The organism is Desulfofundulus sp. TPOSR (assembly GCF_011393055.1).
Taxonomy (GTDB): Bacteria; Bacillota; Desulfotomaculia; order Desulfotomaculales; family Desulfovirgulaceae; genus Desulfofundulus; species Desulfofundulus kuznetsovii.
On sequence record NZ_JAAOEF010000004.1, the window covers coordinates 425,208 to 443,743 of the forward strand.

General features: G+C 51.2%; 19 protein-coding genes, 2 pseudogenes and 1 riboswitch. Of the genes and pseudogenes, 5 read left to right on the top strand and 16 right to left on the bottom strand.

Annotated elements, in window-relative coordinates:
* Nucleotides 1–50 precede the first annotated feature (50 nt).
* From G7K71_RS17795 to G7K71_RS17805, 3 genes are all read right to left on the bottom strand, one after another.
* Entirely contained in the window at nucleotides 51–1,085 is a 1,035-nt protein-coding gene (locus tag G7K71_RS17795; RefSeq protein ID WP_166349333.1) for a TAXI family TRAP transporter solute-binding subunit, read from the bottom strand.
* A 112-nt stretch (nucleotides 1,086–1,197) separates the two neighbouring features.
* Entirely contained in the window at nucleotides 1,198–2,241 is a 1,044-nt protein-coding gene (locus G7K71_RS17800) for a UxaA family hydrolase (protein WP_166349336.1), read from the bottom strand.
* A gap of 281 nt (nucleotides 2,242–2,522) precedes the next feature.
* Nucleotides 2,523–4,373, bottom strand: coding sequence for a methyl-accepting chemotaxis protein (locus G7K71_RS17805; RefSeq protein WP_166349338.1), 1,851 nt, complete (start codon nucleotides 4,371–4,373; stop codon nucleotides 2,523–2,525).
* 311 nt (nucleotides 4,374–4,684) lie between these two features.
* On the opposite strand from G7K71_RS17805, the gene G7K71_RS17810 reads away from it, so the two are divergent.
* From G7K71_RS17810 to G7K71_RS17820, 3 genes are all read left to right on the top strand, one after another.
* The gene (locus tag G7K71_RS17810; protein ID WP_013824252.1) at nucleotides 4,685–4,966 is read left to right on the top strand and encodes a UxaA family hydrolase; all 282 of its coding nucleotides are present in this window, start codon (nucleotides 4,685–4,687) and stop codon (nucleotides 4,964–4,966) included.
* 2 nt (nucleotides 4,967–4,968) lie between these two features.
* Nucleotides 4,969–6,132: a UxaA family hydrolase gene (locus tag G7K71_RS17815; RefSeq protein ID WP_013824253.1), complete on the top strand. Its 1,164-nt coding sequence runs from the start codon at nucleotides 4,969–4,971 to the stop codon at nucleotides 6,130–6,132.
* A gap of 175 nt (nucleotides 6,133–6,307) precedes the next feature.
* Complete coding sequence (locus G7K71_RS17820; protein ID WP_166349341.1) at nucleotides 6,308–7,039, top strand: sulfite exporter TauE/SafE family protein; 732 nt, start codon at nucleotides 6,308–6,310, stop codon at nucleotides 7,037–7,039.
* Nucleotides 7,040–7,214: 175 nt separating this feature from the next.
* On the opposite strand, the gene G7K71_RS17825 is transcribed toward G7K71_RS17820, so the two are convergent.
* The 5 genes from G7K71_RS17825 to G7K71_RS17845 all read right to left on the bottom strand — a co-directional run bounded on the left by G7K71_RS17825 (nucleotide 7,215) and on the right by G7K71_RS17845 (nucleotide 11,472).
* A complete protein-coding gene (locus tag G7K71_RS17825) occupies nucleotides 7,215–7,910 on the bottom strand; it encodes a FadR/GntR family transcriptional regulator (protein ID WP_166349344.1) in 696 nt (231 codons plus the stop codon).
* A 460-nt stretch (nucleotides 7,911–8,370) separates the two neighbouring features.
* Nucleotides 8,371–8,754, bottom strand: coding sequence for an aspartate 1-decarboxylase (panD, locus tag G7K71_RS17830; RefSeq protein ID WP_166349347.1), 384 nt, complete (start codon nucleotides 8,752–8,754; stop codon nucleotides 8,371–8,373).
* An 88-nt stretch (nucleotides 8,755–8,842) separates the two neighbouring features.
* Nucleotides 8,843–9,703 (bottom strand): pantoate--beta-alanine ligase, encoded by an 861-nt coding sequence (gene panC / locus G7K71_RS17835; RefSeq protein WP_166349349.1) that lies wholly within the window; start codon nucleotides 9,701–9,703, stop codon nucleotides 8,843–8,845.
* Between the two features lie 18 nt (nucleotides 9,704–9,721).
* Nucleotides 9,722–10,558, bottom strand: a complete 837-nt coding sequence (gene panB, locus G7K71_RS17840) for a 3-methyl-2-oxobutanoate hydroxymethyltransferase (protein WP_166349352.1) — start codon at nucleotides 10,556–10,558, stop codon at nucleotides 9,722–9,724.
* On the bottom strand, nucleotides 10,555–11,472 hold the full coding sequence (locus G7K71_RS17845) for a Rossmann-like and DUF2520 domain-containing protein (RefSeq protein WP_243175090.1): 918 nt from the start codon (nucleotides 11,470–11,472) through the stop codon (nucleotides 10,555–10,557). The genes panB and G7K71_RS17845 overlap by 4 nt, the downstream gene beginning before the upstream one ends.
* Before the next feature lie 293 nt (nucleotides 11,473–11,765).
* Between G7K71_RS17845 and G7K71_RS17850 the strand changes: the two genes are divergently transcribed.
* On the top strand, nucleotides 11,766–11,963 hold the full coding sequence (locus G7K71_RS17850; protein WP_207713027.1) for a hypothetical protein: 198 nt from the start codon (nucleotides 11,766–11,768) through the stop codon (nucleotides 11,961–11,963).
* Between the two features lie 229 nt (nucleotides 11,964–12,192).
* Here G7K71_RS17850 and G7K71_RS17855 read toward each other — a convergent pair whose 3' ends face one another.
* From G7K71_RS17855 to tnpA, 3 genes and pseudogenes are all read right to left on the bottom strand, one after another.
* Nucleotides 12,193–13,443, bottom strand: coding sequence for an RNA-guided endonuclease TnpB family protein (locus G7K71_RS17855; protein WP_166349357.1), 1,251 nt, complete (start codon nucleotides 13,441–13,443; stop codon nucleotides 12,193–12,195).
* 34 nt (nucleotides 13,444–13,477) lie between these two features.
* Nucleotides 13,478–13,572, bottom strand: a pseudogene (locus G7K71_RS20305) (transposase); the annotation flags it as partial.
* A 1-nt stretch (nucleotide 13,573) separates the two neighbouring features.
* Nucleotides 13,574–13,744, bottom strand: a complete 171-nt coding sequence (gene tnpA / locus G7K71_RS19645) for an IS200/IS605 family transposase (protein WP_243175092.1) — start codon at nucleotides 13,742–13,744, stop codon at nucleotides 13,574–13,576.
* Between the two features lie 131 nt (nucleotides 13,745–13,875).
* Between tnpA and G7K71_RS17865 the strand changes: the two are divergent.
* Nucleotides 13,876–14,619: pseudogene (locus G7K71_RS17865) on the top strand (HAD-IC family P-type ATPase); the annotation flags it as partial.
* A gap of 81 nt (nucleotides 14,620–14,700) precedes the next feature.
* Here the strand turns inward: G7K71_RS17865 and G7K71_RS17870 are convergent.
* From G7K71_RS17870 to G7K71_RS17890, 5 genes are all read right to left on the bottom strand, one after another.
* A complete protein-coding gene (locus tag G7K71_RS17870) occupies nucleotides 14,701–15,729 on the bottom strand; it encodes a GGDEF domain-containing protein (protein ID WP_166349360.1) in 1,029 nt (342 codons plus the stop codon).
* Between the two features lie 289 nt (nucleotides 15,730–16,018).
* Nucleotides 16,019–16,306 carry a hypothetical protein gene (locus G7K71_RS17875; protein WP_013824267.1) on the bottom strand — a complete coding sequence of 96 codons (288 nt, stop codon included), beginning with the start codon at nucleotides 16,304–16,306 and terminating at the stop codon, nucleotides 16,019–16,021.
* A gap of 149 nt (nucleotides 16,307–16,455) precedes the next feature.
* Nucleotides 16,456–16,617: a hypothetical protein gene (locus G7K71_RS17880; RefSeq protein ID WP_166349363.1), complete on the bottom strand. Its 162-nt coding sequence runs from the start codon at nucleotides 16,615–16,617 to the stop codon at nucleotides 16,456–16,458.
* An 83-nt stretch (nucleotides 16,618–16,700) separates the two neighbouring features.
* Complete coding sequence (locus G7K71_RS19650; RefSeq protein ID WP_279286380.1) at nucleotides 16,701–17,147, bottom strand: methyl-accepting chemotaxis protein; 447 nt, start codon at nucleotides 17,145–17,147, stop codon at nucleotides 16,701–16,703.
* A 375-nt stretch (nucleotides 17,148–17,522) separates the two neighbouring features.
* Nucleotides 17,523–17,615, bottom strand: a riboswitch (cyclic di-GMP riboswitch).
* Nucleotides 17,616–17,983: 368 nt separating this feature from the next.
* Nucleotides 17,984–18,172, bottom strand: coding sequence for a hypothetical protein (locus tag G7K71_RS17890; protein WP_013824268.1), 189 nt, complete (start codon nucleotides 18,170–18,172; stop codon nucleotides 17,984–17,986).
* Nucleotides 18,173–18,536 lie beyond the last annotated feature (364 nt).

The following is an 18,536-nucleotide window of genomic DNA, read 5'->3' on the forward strand; positions in this document are numbered from 1 at the left end:
TAAAACCCGCTCCTGCTTATAAACTACCTACCCCCATTGAAGACACTAATTTAAGAAGAGCTGGATATATTAGGTGGAATAGTCATGCCCTTTTCCTTAAAGAACTTCTCCGCTCCCGGATGGAGAGGCACTGCCAGTTTGTCCATTCCTACCAGGGCATTTTGGAGCGTCATGTCCTCCCCGGCCTTGTGCGTTTGTCGTAATTTTGCCTGACCGCTGTCGGAATAAATGGCCTGGAGCATCTTGTAAACAACTTCCTCAGGTACATTCTTATGAACCACCAGGTAGACAGGGTTGTTATAAAACTTTATATCCTTTTCCTGACCCTTGTAGGTACCACTTTTCACTTCTTGAATCAGGTAGAAGGGGTATTTTTGTCCAAATCCTTTTTGCTCTCCTTCGGAAGGAGCATCAATCAGGTTAACCGGTGTCAGGGCCGAAACATCTGTAATGGCAGACCAGGGAACACGGGAAAAATACCCCATCACATCAAGGGTACGGTTCTTTAATCCGTCAGCCATGTCTTCCGGGGGATAGTACATTACCTTGACCTTGTCCCATAGCCCCATGTGCTTAAGGAAAGTCTCACCGAATATGGCTGATCCGGAACCCTGGGGACCAATAGAAACAGTTTTTCCCGCGAAGTCAGCCACTGTCTTGATTCCACTTTCCTTCAAAGCCGCCCAGTGAAATGCAGCACCCCAGGCAAAGGCGACCAATCTGAAGTCCTGGATTTTCTGATCTTTAAAGAATTCCTGACCGTTCCATGCCCAGTATATTTCCGAAGCATTAGCCCAGGCCATATCGGTTTGCCCGGACTGAATCAGGCGCAAATTTTCTGCCGAACCGCCGCTGGTTTCCACGCTAATATCAATACCCTGTTCTTTAACAATGCTTGCTATGGCCCCACCCATGGGATAATATGTTCCACCTGTTCCAGCCGTGGCAAAGCTGTAGGCCTTCTGGCTTCCCTGTCCAGGTTGACTTTCTTCCCCACCTTTTTTGCCGCATCCGCTAATGCCAGCAGACAGTAAACCTATCACCAAAATAACCGTGAGGATTGCCACTACGGGCCTCTTTTTCATTTTAACCTTCGCCTCCTTGAAACTGTTTTTGACACCAAAACGACCCGTCCCAATCAATCGCTTCTCCCGGATTACCCCCCCTTTCTGAACAGTTCCTTATTATAGCCCCACTTTAACCAGCGCCCATTGCCTGCAGGAAAACTTCCCCCGCGGTCAATTTCCCCGAGCAGGTGGCCAGAATTTCGCTCACCAAAAGAATCGCTGCGTCCTCGGAACTCAGTTTGCCGCGCAAGAAACCCGAAAGATCCAGATCGATAATATCCCTCAGATTCCAGGTATCGGTAGCCACCCGCAAAACGGGCACAAAGGAATCAACCAGTGGTTGTCCTCCTGGGGTTGAAACAATAAGATGGATCCCTGCCGAAACAACTTTCTCAGGAGCGAACCCATCAGAAACAGCTACATAAACTCCCGGCTTCTCAGGTAGCGCCTGCGAAAGAACTACAGTACCCTCAATGGGGGAAGACCCCCACTGGTCTTCATTGTTAAGCTCGTCCCTGGCAAAAACGTTATCCCTATCCCTGCCAGCCATTAAAATATCAGTCACCCCGGACCCGGTCGCCCGCCGGGCCAGCAATTTCAGAAGGGATTCTTCCATCTCTCCAAAATAGAGTGTACGGCCCCCCTCTTCCACAAAACGGTCAGAACACCTGTCGAAAACAGGCAGCAGCTTTCCCTCTTCTACTGCCATACTGCCGGAAAAATCAAAAGCCACACACAACTTGTTTACCGGGACCAGCTCCCGCCGGGCAGTGGACATATCGCGTTTCATTTCCACCGCTGCCTGGAGGGCTGCAGCCGAAGCCTGTCCAATGCCCCCATAATCCGGAAGCCTGATCACCCGGACTGGCCTTCCGGTAAGGGAAACAGAGTGAGCCAGACTATCGACAACAGAATTATCAGACAAGCTTCCCGCTAAGACAATTACCCCCCCAATGTTAGGGTTGGTAACAGCACCAATTAATGTAGTTCGAAGATAAGACTGTGCTCCCTCTGGGATGAACTGGCCGGGCAATCCGCTGACCAGTGTAATTCCTTGTACCATTCTTAACAATTGACGGCAGACATAACTCGCAAAAGAACCCAGCGGAACGACGCACAAATGATTGCGGATGCCTGCCGAACCGTCGGGTCTCATATATCCTAAAAATTCCATGGTCTCCTCCGCAATACTGGTAATACCTCTTACCCCTGATGTATAGATTATGCCAAAATTCGATGTCCTTTGCAAGATGTTTTCTAAACATTATAAAGCTTATTTTTAAATTTAATTGAGTTAATTGAGACTTTTTGAGTTACTGGGAATGGAATCACGCAAATAAATCTGCCCGCCGTGCCGGGGGTTATAACCTTTCAGCACGGCGGGTGGGGCTTTGCAACAATCATCAATATAAGATTCTCGGATCACCAGAAACACACAAAACATGGTGGAAAACTTTAGGACACCACAAACCTGCCCACCATGGCCCGCAGCTGGTCAGCCAGTTTTTTCAAATTATTTGCGGCCCCCAGGATTTCTTCCATGGCGGCATTCTGTTCTTCCGCCACAGCCGCTATATTTTCGGTGCTGGCGGATACCTGTTGTATAGAAGCGACTACATCCTGGAGGTATCTATTCAGTTCCTCAACGCGCTGGGAAATTTTTTCAAAAGACTCCCCCGCCTGGCTAACTACTTGAGTGCTGCCTTCTATCCGGTTTATATTTTCTTTAGCATTCTTGACCATCTGGCCGATTTCAGAACGAATACCCTCCACCAGTTGGTTAATTTCTTTAGCCGATGCTGCCGACTGTTCAGCCAGCTTGCGTACTTCTTCGGCCACCACCGAAAAACCACGACCGTGTTCCCCTGCCCGGGCAGCCTCAATGGCGGCATTAAGTGCTAAAAGGTTTGTTTCTTCGGCAATATTAGCAATCACATCTGCCACATGGAATATATTGCCCGCCTTGGCATCTAAATTCATAATCGAATCGGCCACTTCCCGGATGGCCGAATGAATGGCTTCAATCTCCCGACCTATACGGCGTGACAGCATACTACCTTGTCCGGATGCTTCAGCAGCCTCCCTCGAGATTTCCGCAACCACCTGGGCATTGCTGGACACATTATTAACCGTAGAAGCCACTTCAGAAATCGCAGCCGCAGTTTCATTGGCTCCAGAACTGATTTGTTCTGCATTGCCTTTTAATTGATCGGCGGCCTGAACCAGAGAAATGGAAGCATTGGACACCTCTTTAACCGCTCCGGCTAAACTGTCAACCATTTCTCTAAAAGCCCTGGCCACTTCTCCCACTTCATCGCGGGACGTGGATGCTATCTTTACCGTCAGATCACCCTGGGAAACGAGATCAGCCGATTTTCCCAACTCTTTTAAAGGCCTGGTTAATGTGTTGCTCAGGGATAAGCCAATAAGCACAGCCACAGCGACCGTCACGGCTACTGCCATACCAACCTGCTTAAGAAAATCCCGAGCCAGGGCAGTTGCCTCGGTTAAAGGCAAATTCACCACCACACCCCAGCCGGCCAAAGGTACAGGCTCAAAATTACTGAGATATTTTACGCCTTTAGTTTGATAAATAAGGTGACCCGACTTTCCTCTCAACACTTCTTTTACCGGAAGTTCGTCCTTCAAATCAATTAGTCCGGCTTCCCCCTGCTCCTTTTCTTTTTGAGGATGAACCACGGCCCGTCCCTGCCGGTCCACGATAAAAGAATACCCGGCCACACCAGCTTTATTTTTCTTTATTAAGTCCTCTAAAAATTCCAGGTCCAGGGTCATTTGAACAAAGCCCTTTAATATTCCCTGTGTAAAAATGGGTGCAATCATAATTACACTGTTTTTGCCCGTGGTTTTGTTAATGACCACCTCACTTATGGTTAAATCCCGTCTGGCCATGCCTTCTTTAAAGTATTCCCGGTCTCCCAGGTAAAGTAGCTTCTGTCCATCCGATCTGGCTATCTGGTATCCCCTGGTATCTATTACGGCCAGCAAAGCAGCACCGGAAATATTCTTTTGTAATGAAACCAACAGGGGAGTAACTTTAGCCGGATCCATTTCCTGTACATCGGAGGTACTGGCCAGACCCTGGAGCATTTCAGCACGGTCGGTTAAAAATCTATTGATCTCACTGACCACTCCTTTGGCAATCACACGGTTTTGCTGAAAAGACGCCTGGATCAGATCGGCATTGGCAAAGCGGAAAAATAATAACGCCAGCCCTATAAGAGGTAACAGTGAGAAAAGTAAGAAAGACGCGATTAATTTGCCACGTAACCTGAGCCTGAACATACACTCTCCCCTTCCCAGAAATTTTAATGCCCACAATATTATATCGGTCTGAGGTAGTACCTCCTGAACAGCTCTATCTTAACTATGGCCAAAATTTTTATTGGCTTCTATATAATAGGCTTCTTAATATAGGAAAAAATAATAGTTGACATCCGGTGGGTAACTAAAGTATAATTTACCCAGCAGAGGTCATACCACATACCACTTTTCAGCCGGTTCCCTGCATAACGAATTGCCAAAATTTTCCTCTTTTTATCTTTTAAATTTTGAGCTAGGCCTAGCTAACTAACCAGTCAAGGGAGGAGGATACCATGGCGGTAAAATTTTTTGTACACCACGAGAAGGATACCGTAGGAGTCGCGGTAGCCGATATCAAAGCCGGTGAGACCGCCACCGGCTGGGTGATGGACACCAACGCTGAAATCACCGTGACGGCCCTCAACGACATTCCCCTGGGCCACAAGATTGCCCTGTGCGATTTTCTCCCCGGCGACACTGTAATCAAATATGGCGAATCCATCGGCAAAACTACCCAGGCCATCAAAAAAGGGGAACACGTGCACATCCATAACCTGAAGACTGCGAGGTGGTAAAGATGACACTAAAATTTATGGGATACCGCAGGGAGAACGGCAGAGTGGGGGTCCGTAACCACGTTGTGATTTTGCCTCTCGATGATATATCCAATGCCTGCGCTGAAGCAGTGGCCAACAATGTAAAGGGGACTATCGCCCTCCCCCACCATTTCGGCCGCCTTCAGTTCGGTCGCGACCTGGAGCTTTTCTTCCGCCAGTTAATTGGCATTGGCAGCAACCCCAATGTGGCCGCCTGCATCGTCATCGGCATCGAGACTTCTCACTGGACCACCCGGGTAGCCGAGGGAATCGCCAAGACCGGCAAGCCCGTGGCCATGTTCGGGATTGAAAGATACGGTGACTTCAACACCATCGAGCGGGCTTCCAGAAAAGCCAAGGAATTCGTTCACTGGGCCAGCGAACTCCAGCGGGAAGAATGCGAAATCGCCGACCTGGTGGTCAGTGTGAAGTGCGGCGAGTCGGACACCACCTCCGGCCTGGCTGCCAATCCCACGGTAGGTAAAGTGGTGGAGCGGCTGACCGCGGCCGGTGCCTCCTGCAGCTTTGGTGAAACCACCGAACTGACCGGAGGCGAGCATATTGTTGCCGCCAGGATGAGAACCCCGGAACTGAGGGAAAAATTCATGGCCCTTTTCAATGACTACCAGGCCCTCATTATGCAGGAAGAAGCCGACCTCCTCGGCTCCCAGCCGACCCAGGGCAACATTATCGGTGGTTTGACCACCATTGAAGAAAAAGCGCTGGGCAACATCCAGAAGATCGGCAATTGCATGGTGGACGGCGTCCTTGAATCTGCCGAATACATTCCTCCGCGGACCGGCAAACTCTGGTTCATGGACACCTCCTCTGCGGCAGCGGAAGCCGTTACCCTGTGGGCGGCCGGCGGCGCCGTGATTCACCTCTTCCCCACCGGCCAGGGCAACGTCGTGGGTAACCCTATCGTCCCGGTCATCAAACTGTCGGCCAACCCCATTACCGTCTCCACTATGTCCGAGCACATTGACGTGGACGTATCCGGCGTGCTCCGCCGCGAACTGACCCTCGACCAGGCCGCCGACAAGTTGATGGAAATGATCATCCGCACCGCCAACGGCCGTCTGACTTCCGCCGAGGTCCTGGGTCACAGGGAATTTGTCATCAACAAACTATACCGCAGCGCATAAGTCCTCTTTTATCGAGCGGCAAAGTAATTAAAAAAGAATATTATTCCCCTCCACACTACCCCCATATATACGGAATAGGCCCCGGAAGTATCAAATACTTTCGGGGCATATTTATAAAATCGTCAACTTTACATAACTATCAACTTTACATAACTATAATGAGGGAGAAAATACTATGCTAAACATCTTTTCCATGCTAGCCGCCTTTGTAGCAGGGTTGTTAAAAACTGCCTTCGGCATTGGCGCAGGGGTATTTTTAACTCCCCTGCTGTCTCTTACCATGGACCCCAAAACTGCAGTGGCTTTAATGGCACCCATGATGCTTATAACAGATTTTTCTACTTTGGGTACCCACTGGAAAAAGTGGGATAAAAAGCAGCTCCTGATAATATTGCCCGGCGCCCTATTGGGTACTATTTTAGGTAGCTATTACCTGGTCGGAGCTTCTCCCGAAAAAACAAAAATTACAATAGGAACTATTGCTATACTTTTTTCAACCCTTCAAATTTTACGTATAAAAAAAGAAAAACTTTTTACAAATATAAAATTCAGTCCATGGCAGGGTAGCATTATCAGTATCGCAGCAGGAACAGCTTCGGCAATAGCCCACTCAGGAGGCATTGTTCTTACCATTTATTTAATAACACAAAATTTAAAGAAAGAAACTTTTGTGGCCACTTTGGTGGGATTCTTACTCTTTGCTGACTGCTTAAAGATAGTAATGTTTAGCAGGCTGGGAATTCTCACTTTGCCCCTGGTCAAAATCAGTTTATTCCTGGTTCCGGTTTTGTTTTTAGGTAGCTGGGCGGGAAGTAAATTAATTAAAAAGATATCAGACAAGCAGTTTGTTATTTACATTAATATCCTTGTCTTTATAAGCGGGCTTATTTTATTGATCAAACACTAAGCCCACCTGTAACCTGATGAAAGTCCTTGAGTATGAAAGCCCTCTGGTTCCCGAACCCCAAGGTGCAGGGAACCATGCCAGGGGCAGCAAGCCGAAGAAATCCAGCCTGTCTTTCAACAAAGAGGAATGAGGTCATACCTTAATAGCGCACAAATACCCCCTCTGTTGTTAAAAGTTACAGAGCCCGCTCCACACTTTGAATATGCTCCAGCATAGCTTGTACCGCAGCATCCTTGTCCCGGCGACTGATGGCCTCCATAATACGCTGGTGATCTTTAATGGATTGGATGGCCCGGCCGGGAATGGTTGTAGTACGACTGCGCATGCGGTCGTAGACATGATAGAGGCTGCTGACGATAGCAATTAAAACATGGTTCCGGGTGAAGCTAAAAATTGCCCCGTGAAAACGGGCGTCGTGCTCCCGGGCATAAGCAGGATCAACTTCATTGGTGGTAATCCGGGCCAGAGCATCCTCAACTATTTCCCGTAAGGTGAGGAGCTCTTCATCGCTGGCCCTTTCCACCGCCAGGCTGACCGCCTGTGTTTCCAGTACCTTGCGCACTTCCAACAAATCTTTGATTTCGTCCTTTTTGACCACCAGCAATTCGCCCAAGGTATTCATTAACGAAGTGGCATCGTTCTGGGCAATAAAAATACCCTGTCCTTTTTTAATGGTCACCATGCCCATGGTGGCCAGTATTTGAATAGCTTCCCGCACCGAAGTACGGCTGACATTCATCAACTGAGCCAGTTCTCGTTCAGGAGGCAGGCGATCCCCGGGCTTTAGTTTTCCTTCGGCAACCAGCGAGCGAATCTGAGCCACAATGCGCTGGGAACGATTAGTATTTTCTGAGACTACTGGTACAAACATCTTCTATACGTCCCTTCCTTCAGCTTTGGTTGTAAAAAACGGCCAACTCGGTAATCCTTATGTCAAGACCGTTTTTCAATCTTTCTGCAAAAATATTTAAAGAGTACGGTGGCGAAACTATCACCTGATCCAGCATAGCTTATAACCTTGCACATAAAATTTAGGTAATTATTCTGCACTGACTTTATATTGTAGCACGCAGCCAGGCATATTTCAAGCAATTTACACACTGATTTATCCCCATTTTTTCGCCAAGCGTGATTTAGCTCCCGCTCGCTCCAGAGACCCAGCACTCACCGGACTCATGTACCTGCCCGGAGATTGAAAGCCTATATTAGGCAGCAATCATCCTATCAAAGAACTCCGGTTACAGTGAGTGCTGGGGGACCAAACTAGCGGTCAATTTTCGGACTCCGGCGGGGTTCCCGGGACGGTCAGCAACAAAAAAGGAGGGTCCGGCCTAGCCCACCTCTCCCGGTGCCTCCTCCCGCCGGACCTCCACCACCCGGTTCTGCCCGTCCACCAAGACCACCGTGGGCGAAAAACCGGCCGCTTCCTCCGGGGTCATCATGGCATAGGAAATGATTATGATCGTGTCCCCGGGCTGCACCAGCCGGGCGGCGGCACCGTTAAGACAGATGACGCCGGAATCCCGGGGCCCGCTGATGACGTAGGTTTCAAACCGGGCCCCGTTGTTGTTGTTGACAACCTGCACTTTTTCGTGGGGTAAAATGCCGGCCGCTTCCAGCAGCGCCCGGTCAATGGTGATGCTGCCCATGTAGTTCAGGTTGGCGCCGGTTACAGTAGCCCGGTGAATTTTAGATTTGAAGAGCGTAATAAACATGCCAGCGTACCCCCTTCCCTTGAGGCGTTCGGCTTCCGGCCCGGCGGCATTCTTCAGGCGGGCGCCGGGCCGGACAAAAACTTCAGATCTACAGCACCCCGTCCGGGCTGCCGAGCACAAGGTTATCAATCAACCGGGTAGAGCCAAAGCGTACGGCCAGGGCCAGAAGGGCCGGCCCGTCAAGCCTGGACACCGGCTTCAAATCGGGAATTGACCGGATTTCCACGTAGTCGATCCGGGCCCGGGGCTCGGCGGCAATCATACCGCGCACCAGTTCCACCAGCCGGCCCGCGTCCCGTTCCCCGGACTCGTAGGCCCGGCGGGCGGCATCCAAACTTCTGGGGAGCACGGCGGCCGCCCGCCTTTCCTCCGGGCTCAGGTACACGTTGCGGGAACTCATGGCCAGGCCGTCTTCCTCCCGCACCGTGGGCACCGTAACTATTTCCAGATCCATGTTCAGGTCTTCAACCATACGCCGGATGACCAGGGCCTGCTGGGCGTCTTTCTGGCCGAAAAAGGCCTTGTCGGGGCGCACAATGTTGAACAGCTTGGTCACCACCGTGGCCACCCCCCGGAAGTGACCGGGCCGGGAAAGCCCGCAGAGGCATTCAGTAAGACCTTCGACATCGACATGGGTGGTAAAACCGGGCGGGTACATCTCCTCCACGGAGGGATGGAAGATAGCATCCACGCCCACTTCCCGCGCCAGGGACACATCCCGGTCCAGGTCGCGGGGGTAGCGGTCGTAATCCTCCCGCGGGCCGAACTGCAGTGGGTTGACGAAAATGCTGACCACCACCACGTCACAGACCTCTTTTGCCCGGCGCATGAGGGTGAGGTGACCCTCGTGGAAATAGCCCATGGTGGGGACAAAGCCCACGGTCAGGCCCCGGGAACGGGCCTGGCGTACAAAATCCCGGATTTCTTTTATCGTGCGGCAGATGAGCAAGGGATACTCCCCCTCCGGTTAATACAATTTGCTCAGCACTTCCTCCGACATGTCAAAACCATGTTCCGGGCCGGGGAAGGCGCCGCTCTGCACTTCCTCCCGGTAGGCCTTGAGCGCCCGGGCAATCTCTTCGTGGAGGTTGGCATAACGCTTGGCAAATTTGGGCGACTTCCCCAGGAACATCCCCAGCAGATCGTGGGTCACCAGGACCTGCCCGTTGCAATGGGGTCCCGCGCCTATGCCGATGGTGCATACCTCCAGGGTTTCGGTAAGCAGTTTGGCCAGGGGGACGGGTACACACTCCAGGACGATGGCAAAAACTCCTGCTTCCTGAATGGCCCGGGCGTCTTCAAGAAGTTTTTTCGCCTGGGCCTCGTCCTTGCCCTGCACTTTGTAACCGCCCATCTGGTGAATGGATTGGGGCGTCAAACCCAGGTGGCCCATCACAGGAATGCCGCAGGACACCATAGCCCGGATGGTATCGGCCACCTCCCGGCCGCCCTCCAGCTTGACCGCCTGGGCGCCTCCTTCCTGCAGGATGCGGCCGGCGTTGCGCAGGGCCTCTTCCCGGGAAATGTGGTAGGACATAAAAGGCATGTCACCGATCACCATGGCACGCTTGACCCCCCGGGTGACGGCCTTAATATGATGAACCATATCGTCCATGGTCACGGGAATGGTGGAATCATAGCCTAAGACGGCATTGCCCAGGGAATCTCCCACTAAAATGGCATCAATCCCCGCTTCATCCACCATCCTGGCCATGGGATAATCGTAGGCCGTGAGCATGGTAATTTTCCGCCCGGTCTTTTTTGCTTCCCGGAAATACGCAGTGGTGACCCGCTGGTTGCTCATGAGGATACCTCCTTGGATTTGGATACATCTTCACCATTGGCCGAAGCCATAAATACCTCTTCCAGTTGCCTGGCCTGCCCGGCATCAATGCTGCCCTTTTCCCTGGCCACCTGGATGGTGTACAGCCCCAGCAGGCGGTAGAGCCGGGATTCCCGGTTCCCCAGCCGGTCCAGGGCCGGCAGGTGCCCGGCAATGGTGGGCACATCTCCCCGGGCCACCGGACCCGTAAGGGCTTCCACCGGTCCCACCCGCCGGATATTGTTTATTGTGCCCCGCACCAGGGGATACAACGCCTCAAAAGCTTCCCTCCGGGAGAGGCCAAACCGGCCGTAAACGCTGGTCGCCAGGTGCATCAAAGACACCAGGTAGTTGGAAGCAATGCAGGCCGCCGCATGGTAAAGGGGCTTATCTTCAGCCTTGATGATAAAGGCATGGCCTTGTAAGTCGTCAACCACCTGCCGGGCCACGGGAATGGCCGCCTCATCCCCCTCCAGGGCAAAGTAGGACCCGGGGAGGTTTTCCCTGGCCCCCGCCACATCGGCAAAGGACTGTAACGGGTGGATGGACACGGCCAGGGCCCCGGCTTCCCGGACACCGTGCAGTTCACTGGATGCATGGGCGCCGCTGGTGTGGGCCACCACCTGGCCGGAACGGAATCCCCCTTGCCGGGCAATGAGTTCCGACACCGGGGCAATCTCCCGGTCGGGCGTGGTAATAAAGACCAGATCGGCCTTTAGCGTTGCCTCCCACGGCCGGTCATAAGCGCTGCAATCCAGGGACCGGGCCAGTTTTTGGGCCGGCTCCGGACTCCTGCTGGCCACGCCCACCACGGGGTAACCCCGCTCCTTTAAAAGCAGGGCCAGGGCGCTGCCCACTTTACCGCAGCCCACTACTGCCACCGAAGGTTTTCTCATCAGTCCCACCCCGGCTTCTGAAATCCTGATTATGGCAAATAACAAAGAAACTCCCTACAATTCAATAAAAAATGCCTTCCGGGCTCCCGAAAGGCAGCAAATGTTCCCCATCACCTCCGTCTCGGTCCTTCCCGGCTCCAAGCGGCCAAAACGTATTTGGTTTTAGAGGTACTCTTAATAAAAGGTATGGTTCCCGCGGGGATACCATCCCGTGGATAAATTTTAACATACGCTCTGGCAAAGAGACAACAAATTTTTGTTTATTAACCCGGCAAGAAGACTTCTACAGCCAGATGTTTGATTGGCACAAGACCTGGGTGGACAATGCCGAAAAGAACGGGCAAATTACACCCGAACAAGCCCAGGCCTGGAGGCAGCACTTCGATTACATGAAAGATTTGCACAGCAAAAACGGTATGGGCATGGGTATGATGGGCGGTTTCGGTAACGGAGGCATGATGGGAGCTCCTTCAGTTGGCAGCCAGGGCTGAAAAAAACTCCGAACATCCCCTCGCCCAGGCCATTGTGGCATTTGCCAGGAGAAAAGGTATCACCGTGAACCTCCCCCGGGACAAGCCCGGGGGCTTCGTCCCGGAGGTTTCTCATGTCATCGGAATGCTGCCCGCTAAAGCGCAGGTCTTACGCTTTCCTCGTGAGCTACATCCCGGCATTTGCCGGGAAGGCCCGGTCCATGGGCGTCTACTACTCATCGTAGATACGTCAGGCCGCTCTTTTCGGCGCCAATACCTGCGGCCGCAGGTATTCCACTTTCCCGGGCAGCCTGCGGCCCCTGGTGAAACTCCCGTACAGAGCTTTGTCAAGGATGCCGCTGGCTCCCAGCACGTCCCGGTGAATCCCGGTAAACCCGCAGGAAGCATTGCCGCACCGGTATACGCGCCCGGTTTGTCTGGTGTACTCCCCGCATACCGGGCAGGTGCCGGAGGTGCCGCGCTCATCCACCTGTATTAGTTCAGTACCGTGACGCTTGAGCTTGTATGCCAGCAAATCGCGCAGCTTGCCTAAAGCCCACTGGCCCATACGCTGGTTGTGGTGTCTACCGCAGTCCCTTTCGCGCACTCCTTCCGGGTTGCCGATGTAAACCGTTTTAACGCTCCTTCCCAGGCACCAGCGGACGGCGTTGGCGGATATGGCGTGCAGGATATGTTCTATCCGCCGCTCGATCCAGTTGAGGAAACGGTACTTTTTAGCCAGGAGTTTCCTGCGCTTCCTGGAACCTTCCTTCGTTTTGGAAATGGCCCGTTGCAACTGCCGCAGCACCTTGTTTCTCAAGCGGTTGAGCGAGCGGAGCAGCCTGCCGCTGATCACTAAAGCATCATCGCCGTCGGTGATGGTCAGGGCATGCACTTCGCCCGGGTCGATGGCCGCACAAACGTCGCCCTGAACTTTCAACAGGGCCGGTTTCTCCACCGTTACGTGCAGCCAGTATTGATTACGGTGCCAGACCAGTTGCGCCTGCAGGATTGCGGTACTGGCAAGCCTTTGCGGGAGCTTTACCATCAGCGGTTCTCTGCCCCAACCGTTGGAAAGTTTCAATATACGCCCTTTATGGGTAATGGCGGCTTTTTTCCAGGTAACGGTGAAAAACCTTTTCCGGCGGTAAGGGTACTTCCATTCAGTGTGACCCTGCAGGTGCAGTTCCCTGGTGCGCTCGCAGCACTCGAAGTAGGTTTCCACCACGGCCTGCACCGATTGGGAGTGGAGGCCGTATTTGCCTTTGAGCAGCGCTTTAATTGCACCTTCGTTCAGCCAGTAACCATACCTGCCGTATATGGTGCGGTGGATGTTGCAGGCGGCGTTCCAGATCTTGGCCGCTTCCATTTGCAGGTTGCGGGCTAAAAGAGTTTGCTCCGGGTTAAGGTACAGGGGAAACTTTTCCACCAGGACGTCTGCGGCTTGCTCCAGGGAATGAGCTTTCAGTTCCTTGACCGCATTGTTTTTGCACCGGCTCACCTGGTTTCACCTCCTTCCGGAATGATTTTTGAGCTTCGATGTATTTGCGGATAGTTTCGGCGCTTACATTACGGCTGTACCGATGCAGTAGCCTCTGCTCCACATCCCGCTGCCCCAGAAGTATTTTTTCTTAAGGCCTTTCCATCTGGATGAGTGTGTATCCGTAAGTGTTGCAGATTTCTTGAATTGTCAGTTTTACGGTGTCTTCCACCCTGCCGGTAATTACCTTATGCCGGTATTTTGGGCAAAACACGATATGGTAATTGATGTTATAGACGCAGTGGTTCGTTTTTCCATTCATAGCATGATTATAGCACTAGAACGGGTGTTTGTGAATACATTTGTCGCCCTGACGGGCGACGCCCCGCTCGATCCACGGGACAAGCCCGTGGGTTTTCAGGGGCGGATTCCTATAAATGACCCGCATCAGTTCAGTTCAAGGCCATACCCGGCCACGGGGTAGAGGCTGAAATCGATGGTAGCAGAATCCTGCTCGGTACAAGAAAACTGATGAGGGAAAACAACATTAACGCAGCTGAAATAATGGCGGATGTGGAAAAACTCGAAGGAGAGGGCAAAACCGCCATGCTAATGGCGTTGGACGGTAAAATGGTGGCCGTTATCGGGATAGCGGACACAATCAAGGAAAATGCGAAGGAGGCCATAACCCAGCTGAAAAAGATGGGCCTTGAAGTTTGGATGCTTACCGGGGACAACAGGCGTACCGCCGAAGCCATAGCGCGGCAGGTGGGGATAGAGAACGTGATGGCGGAAGTGCTTCCGGAAGACAAGGCAAACCAGGTTGAAAAGCTGCGCAGGCAGGGCAAGGTAGTCGGTATGGTGGGTGACGGCATAAACGATGCCCCGGCCCTGGTTACCGCTGATGTCGGTTTCGCCATAGGGACGGGGACCGACGTGGCCATCGAAGCCGCAGATATTACCCTGATGCGGGGAGATTTGAGGGGAATCGTAACTGCCATCAGGCTCAGCCGGGCCACCATTAAAAACATTAAACAAAATCTTTTCTGGGCGTTAATTTATAACACCGTAGGCATCCCGTTTGCAGCGTTTGGCTTTCTCAACCCCGTTATCGCAGGGGCGGCCATGGCCTTCAGTTCGGTTTCGGTGGTTACTAACGCCCTAAGACTGCGGCGGTTCAACCCAGGGGTGGCGTAAAACCCATTCCTTAAATCACCAAAAGCCAGCACCCTTTCGACCCGACGCTGGCTACATTTCTTCTCATAGAAGCAATTTTTTTCACCTCGACAATTCACTGTAAACCTTGACCCTGTTTTTACCATTTGCCTTCGCCAAGTACATTGCTCTATCAGCATGTTTTATCAATCTATCCTTGCTTGTGGAGGGCGCCGGGTAGGTTGAGACACCTATCGACACGGTTACGTTCCCGAAATCAAATGGGTGTTTGGAAATTCTCTTTTTAAGTCTTTCAGCAATAAGGTGTCCCTCATTAAGAGAAGTTTTGGGCAAAATTATAACAAATTCTTCCCCCCCGTACCTGGCAGCATAATCATTCTCTCTAACGCAATCCAAAATGATTTTTCCCAAACATCTCAAAACCTCATTACCCTTTTCATGGCCATAAACATCGTTAATTGTCTTAAAGTTATCTATGTCAATCATCAAAAGGGTTACTTCGTATCCATATTCTTTGGAGCGACCCAATTCCTTTTCTAATACCTGGGTGAAAAATCTAAAATTATACAATCCCGTCAGCTCGTCATAAATGGCCAAATTAAAAAGCTGTTTTCTCAACTCTCTATTTTCCTGGATCAGCATACTTTCGTTATAAGAAATTAAAAGCATGACAACAACCACAACAAAATGTCTCGCCGGGTGAGCTTCATAATGGAACAAGCAGATATAACCAAATGCTGCCACGCTGACCCAGACGTAGCAAAGGGCGGCTTTTCGCCCATAACGCAACAGGTACTGGAACAAAGGCAATATCAACATGGCACTGTAATTGTTCAATATATCATGTTCAATGTTGGCGGCCAAGACAAAGAAGAGCACATCGCCTACCATAAAAAAGTATGTCCACCAATTTGGATTTTCACCGGCGTGACGTCCTTGAAAAGGGAACCATAAAGCCGCGTAAATAAACCAGGCGATCCAGAAGAAAACCCATTCAACTTGGCGGGAACAAAATAAAAAATAGCCGAGCCCGGTTAAGAAAACAGTTATAATTCTCCATTTCCCTATTTTTAAATTGGTCGGGTCGAAGGTCTTCTCACCGGTTAGTTGAAGGAGGTTGCTCATGCCCATAGTGGCTTCTCCCTTAAAACTGCTAAATACACATTTCAACACGGTTCTGCTTTATTCCTTTTCTTTTTAGGTATTACCAGAATATGTAAATGCTTACGGGAAAATGGGCTGGCAGCACCAAGGTGGTAGCCGGGCGTACCTTTTATAATTTTATCCTGGCGGCAACTACTACTTTAGAGATGATAAGCGGATGGCTTTTGGGGCATAATAAAAAGGCGACACAACCTGCATCAATTTCGGCCAGAAAGCAAAAGCCGGACACCACCTTAAAAAGGCGCCCGGCTTATTATCATGCTCTCTTTCTGGCCCTGTTTTTACTGTTCCACGCAGCCGCACAAGATTCGCTGCAGAACTTCCGATCCGGCTTTTCGGCGAAAAACCCTACGCCGCAGTTAAGACATCTGAACTGCTTCCAACGCTTTTGTTTTTCCGGCGGAACGAAACTGCCGTACAGGTATTCCCGGAAAGAATGGATGAAGGCGCCCACGTCCACCGGCCCGTAGTTACTGGCCTGGACGAGGCACCGCAAGAAGAGCCCAGCCAACCGCCGCTCGCGCTCGGTCAGGACAGATTCCACAGATACCACCCACCTTTTCAACAAAAAAGTGGCAGCCTGAGCTACCGCTACAACAAAAAACAATCCTGCGGCATGGCAATTGTTGCCTCCTCCCATAATTAAACAAACAGGAAAAGGTTGACTAACCTGGTTCATAAGGAAGAGTCAATTCACTCACCGCTGTCTTGCTCCCCAGGGAAGAGGGGAGGTCGGCCATAGACGGCACGGAAATGGGCCAGGGCCACCCGCCAATCATCGTCAGTAACCTTATCTGCTCCGGCCTCCTGGAAAAGAATTCTGAGGGCCTCAACAACCCGGTTTTCCTGTAACAAACGGTCATACGCCTCCAAAGCGTCAAATACTCGTCTCCAGTTTATCCTTTTTCCCTCCCCGAATATATTTAACTCCCTATTCCCTAAACCACCAGTTCATCGGCCAGCTTTTTTAGTTGCCCGGCCACTGCAGTAAGCTCATTTATCGACGCATTAATTTCCTGGGACGAAGCAGCCTGCTGTTGTGCTGCACTTGACACCTGTTCAATTGAGTTTGTCAGATCTATAATTGATTGCTGTACGTCATGCAAAGTCTGCATGATTTCTTTAACGGACCGCTGGGTATCCTGGGATAGTTTGCGTATTTCCCCGGCCACCACATTGAAACCCCGCCCGGCATCGCCCACCCGGGCCGCTTCGATGGCCGCGTTCAACCCCAGCAGGTGGGTTTGCTCGGCAATTTCCTCGATGAGGTTGACAATGCCGTCGGTTTTCTTGATTTCATCCCTGATCTTCTGCGCGCTGCTGTTCAGGTTTTCCGTTGTTGCCGCCACTTCTTCCGAGGTGGCGGAAAGGCTGGAGGTAGCCATGGCAATCTGGTTGATCTGGCCGTCATTTCTTGCGACATTGCAATCAGATTCTCCTGGCGGGTGATGGGGGTGGTTATGCCAATGCGGTGGTAAGACAAGAAGGAACAAACAGGGAGGGAGATAAGGGAGGGGAACGTAATAAGGGGAGATTTAATATTAATGCATTGTCTGTTAAATATAACAGCACCCGGGGTATTTTACAGGGATTACGAACATATGTATTTAATACCAGAGCTTGTCCAGTCATAACAAAACCTCCATGCCAAGAAATCCTTTGAGGACGCCAATATGAATGAAAAATTTAGTTCGGCCCGTCAAGCCAAAAATAAAAAGCTACAGGGAGAAAAACGCACTTGCCCTGTAGCTATCTTTCTCCCTTGCAACCCAGCCGTCATGGTTACCTCAATGGGTAACTTTAGACCTGTGGCTTTGCGTCCCCGGCTTTTGCCGGGTTTGCCCACCGGGATTTGACATTGATTCTACATTATTTTACCTTCGCTTTTATTGAATCATCATAATTCGTCCCTGTCAAGTGAAATTGATGTCGAGCCGTGTCAAGATCCAGCAGGTATCTCCACAAAAATTTTTCCCATTTTGAGACCTCACCGCTCAAAATATCAGCAAAAACCGCTGCTCTTTTTTCCCGGCCTTCGCGTTGGAGAACTTGCCTACTTCCTGGGGCGAGGTTTCTTTCTTTTTGGGGGTCGCTCTCCTTCTGGCACCACTGAAATTTACACGGCCTTGAAAAAGGTGATGGAAACTAAACACGCCTGATTGAGTCTCAGGCGTGTACATAACTGTGCTGATTATCCTCTCGTTAAAGCACATGGCTTGCTTTAGGCGATAATAATGGCGATGCCCAGAATAAAGGCCAGAACAGCCAGGATAAACAGTACGGGGCAAGCTACGATGCAATTGAAGATGGCCATAATACCGATGAGGACCAGAGCGAGAGCTGCAATAAGGGCTCCTACAACTACCCCAGTAATTCTACAGGGTAAAGCGCCAGGACAAAAGATAGCCATACCGAATTCCTCCTCGTATGAATTCATGAGAATGCACCCGGGCGCAGATTCCAATTACATAATATGAACCGCCAGGAAGTGATGTTACAACATTGTAAATATTATCCTTGAACCAAATAACCCCTTATTAACGGCACACCGGGAACACGACGCAAGCCGGGAGGAAATGAGGGCTTTCCTTCAGGCGTTTGCTGCATTCTTTCCTTACAAAAAGCATGCCCAGGCTTCCTCAACCGGGGGGAGTACGGCTCATAACTTGTTAGCCAGCACAGTAGAAAAAGTGCTTTTAACCTGTTGCCAGGCAGGGGTTTGGAGCTGAAAGAAGAATTATTTGACCAGTAACTCCTGGCAGGTGACAACGGAC